General features: G+C 63.2%; 4 protein-coding genes. All 4 read right to left on the bottom strand.

What is annotated here, in order from left to right:
• Positions 1 to 314, bottom strand: a 314-nt coding sequence (locus VFE81_RS13105; protein ID WP_325045000.1) for a M20/M25/M40 family metallo-hydrolase, incomplete at its 3' end; no start/stop codon positions are given.
• Between the two features lie 236 nt (positions 315 to 550).
• The gene (locus VFE81_RS13100) at positions 551 to 916 is read right to left on the bottom strand and encodes an ArsC family reductase (RefSeq protein ID WP_325044999.1); all 366 of its coding nucleotides are present in this window, start codon (positions 914 to 916) and stop codon (positions 551 to 553) included.
• A complete protein-coding gene (dapD, locus tag VFE81_RS13095) occupies positions 916 to 1743 on the bottom strand; it encodes a 2,3,4,5-tetrahydropyridine-2,6-dicarboxylate N-succinyltransferase (protein ID WP_325044998.1) in 828 nt (275 codons plus the stop codon). The genes VFE81_RS13100 and dapD overlap by 1 nt, the downstream gene beginning before the upstream one ends.
• An 82-nt stretch (positions 1744 to 1825) precedes the next feature.
• A partial coding sequence (gene dapC, locus VFE81_RS13090; RefSeq protein WP_325044997.1) for a succinyldiaminopimelate transaminase occupies positions 1826 to 2935 on the bottom strand: 1110 nt, incomplete at its 5' end.

Here is a 2935-nt window from a genome sequence, read left to right as displayed (position 1 = left end):
TTCATGTCCGCCGCGCCGCGACCGTAGAGCTTGCCGTCACGGTGGGTCGGCTCGAACGGCGCCGATTGCCACTGTTCGAGCGGGCCGGTCGGCACGACGTCCGTGTGGCCGGCGAATGCGAGCAGCTTGCCGCGCGTGCCGTCGACGCCGCGTTTGACGGCCCACAGGTTGGTCACACCGTGCGATTCGATCGTCTCATGCTCGAAGCCGAGCGCGGACAGGCGTTCGATCAGGAGGCGCTGGCAATGCTGGTCGTCGGGCGTCACGGAGGCGCGTGCGATCAGTTGTTCGGTAAGGGCGAGGGTGCCGGACATGGATTCAGTACAAGCCACTTTGAAATGAAAAAATGCCGGCTGGCGGTTGGACACCGCAGCCGGCAACAGCTTTTAAGCAACGCGGCGAGGCCGCGTTTTACGTCTTTTTGCCTCTTTGCGCGCGATCTTCGCGGCCGTTCGCTAGGTTTAATCTTCGCGTTCGGGCCTGGCGTCTGATACTACGCCTCGCACTGTGTTCGACTTTCGCGTTCGATCCCGCACTTCAGACCCGGCATTCAGGCAAACAGCGCTTCGTATTCGTCTGGCGCAAAACCGAGCGACTTGACCTTTCCGTTGACCACCAGCACCGGCCGCTTGATCACCGACGGCTTGTGGATCATCAACGCGATTGCACCCGACTGCGTGTCCGCCGCCGCCTTCATGTCGTCGGACAGACCGCGCCAGGTCGTGCCGCGACGGTTCAGCAATGCGTCGAGCTTCACGTCCTTCAGCCAGTCCTGCACGAGCGGCTCCGTCACACCGTGTTTCTTGAAGTCGTGGAACTCGAACTCGACGCCGTGCTCTTCCAGCCACACGCGGGCCTTCTTCACGGTGTCGCAGTTCGGGATGCCGTAGACGACGGTCTTGGTGCCGCGTGCCATTAGTCGCCTCGCAGGAGCTCGTTCAGGCCAACCTTCGCACGCGTCTTGGCGTCGACCTTCTTGACGATCACGGCGCAGTACAGGCTGTGCGAGCCGTTCTTCGACGGCAGGTTGCCCGCTACCACCACCGAGCCCGCCGGAATGCGGCCGTACGTGACTTCACCGGTTTCGCGGTCGTAAATCTTGGTGCTTTGGCCGAGGTACACGCCCATCGAGATCACCGAGTTTTCTTCGACGATCACGCCTTCCACCACTTCCGAACGCGCGCCGATGAAGCAGTTGTCTTCGATGATGACCGGATTGGCCTGCAGCGGTTCCAGCACGCCGCCGATGCCCACGCCACCCGACAGGTGAACGTTCTTGCCGATCTGCGCGCACGAACCGACGGTGGCCCACGTGTCGACCATCGTGCCTTCGTCCACATAGGCGCCGATGTTGGTGTACGACGGCATCAGCACGACGTTCTTCGCGATGAACGAGCCGCGGCGCGCGATGGCGGGCGGCACCACGCGGAAGCCGCCGGCAGCGAAGTCTTCAGCGGTGTAGTTGGCGAACTTCGACGGCACCTTGTCGTAGAACTGTGAGTAGCCACCAGCCGGCATCGGCTGGTTGTCTTCCAGGCGGAACGACAGCAGCACGGCTTTCTTCAGCCATTGATTGACGACCCAGTCACCGTCCTTCTTTTCCGCGACGCGCAGCGCGCCCTTATCCAGTTGCTCGATGGCGTGGGCGACGGCTTCGCGCACGTCGGCCGGTGCGGCCTTCGGCGACAGTTCGGCGCGGTTTTCCCAGGCGGTGTCAATGATCTGCTGAAGTTGTTGCGACATATGCGTGCTTTTCTGAAGAGTTGAAGTCTGAAGAAGGGAATGCGGTGCGCGGGGCTGCTGAGTCCAGAAACTCACGAAAAACTCAGCCCGCGAGCGCGCGGCAAAAATCGACGATCCGTTGTGCGCCTTGCGTGCATTCGTCGACATCGGCGACGAGCGCCATGCGCACGAAATTGCGGCCGGGGTTCACGCCGTGCGCAGTACGCGCGAGGAACGAGCCCGGCAGAACCGTCACATTATAGTCGGCGTAGAGGCGCTGGGCGAACTCGGTGTCCGACAGGCCCGTGCGCGAGACGTCCGCCCACAGGTAGAACGCGGCGTCCGGCAGGCGTACGTCGAGCACTTCGGCGAGCATTGGCGTCACGGTGGAAAACTTCTGCACGTACTTCGCCCGGTTCTCGCGCACGTGCGTTTCGTCATTCCAGGCCGCGATGCTGGCACTCTGGAACACCGTAGACAAGGCCGCGCCGTGGTATGTCCGGTATAGCAGGAAGTCTTTCAGGATCGCCGCGTCGCCCGCCACGAAGCCCGAGCGCATGCCTGGCACGTTCGAACGCTTGGACAGGCTCGACAGCATCACGATGCGCTCGAAGCCGCGGCCGAGCTTGTGGGCTGCTTCCAGGCCGCCGAGCGGGGGACTGGCTTCGTCGAAGTAGATTTCCGAGTAGCACTCGTCAGACGCGATCACGAAGCCGTAACGGTCCGACAGCGCGAACAGCTCGCGCCAGTCGTCGAGCGTGAGCACCGCGCCGGTGGGATTGCCCGGCGAGCACACGTACAGCAGTTGCGTGCGCGCCCAGATCTCGGCCGGGACCGCCGAATAGTCGCAGGCGAAGTTGCGCGCCGGGTCGCTATTCACGAAGTACGGCTGCGCGCCGGCGAGAATCGCCGCGCCTTCATAGATTTGGTAGAACGGGTTCGGACAGAGTACGATCGCAGACTCGCCGTCAGCATTACGCTTGGGGTCGATGACCGTTTGTGCGAGTGCAAAAAGCGCCTCACGCGAACCGGACACCGGCAGCACCTGAGTGGCCGGGTCGACCGGGGGCAGGTTGTAGCGCTGCGTCACCCATTTGGCGATCGACTCGCGCAGTGCCGGCGAACCGACGGTGGCCGGATAAGCCGACAAACCGCCGAGCGAGGCAATCACGGCGTCGCGAATCAGCGAGGGCGTGGGATGTTTCGGTTCGCC

This window comes from Paraburkholderia sp. (genome assembly GCF_035656215.1).
In the GTDB taxonomy this organism is placed as follows: Bacteria; Pseudomonadota; Gammaproteobacteria; order Burkholderiales; family Burkholderiaceae; genus Paraburkholderia.
The sequence above is the reverse complement of the archived record's forward strand: the minus strand, read 5'-3'. Positions and strand labels throughout refer to the sequence as shown.

What these genes read in the sequence shown, in the direction of transcription:
- VFE81_RS13100 (WP_325044999.1), bottom strand. Translation starts at nt 916, where the DNA reads ATGGCACGCGGCACCAAGACCGTCGTCTACGGCATCCCGAACTGCGAC.
- dapD (WP_325044998.1), bottom strand. Translation starts at nt 1,743, where the DNA reads ATGTCGCAACAACTTCAGCAGATCATTGACACCGCCTGGGAAAACCGC.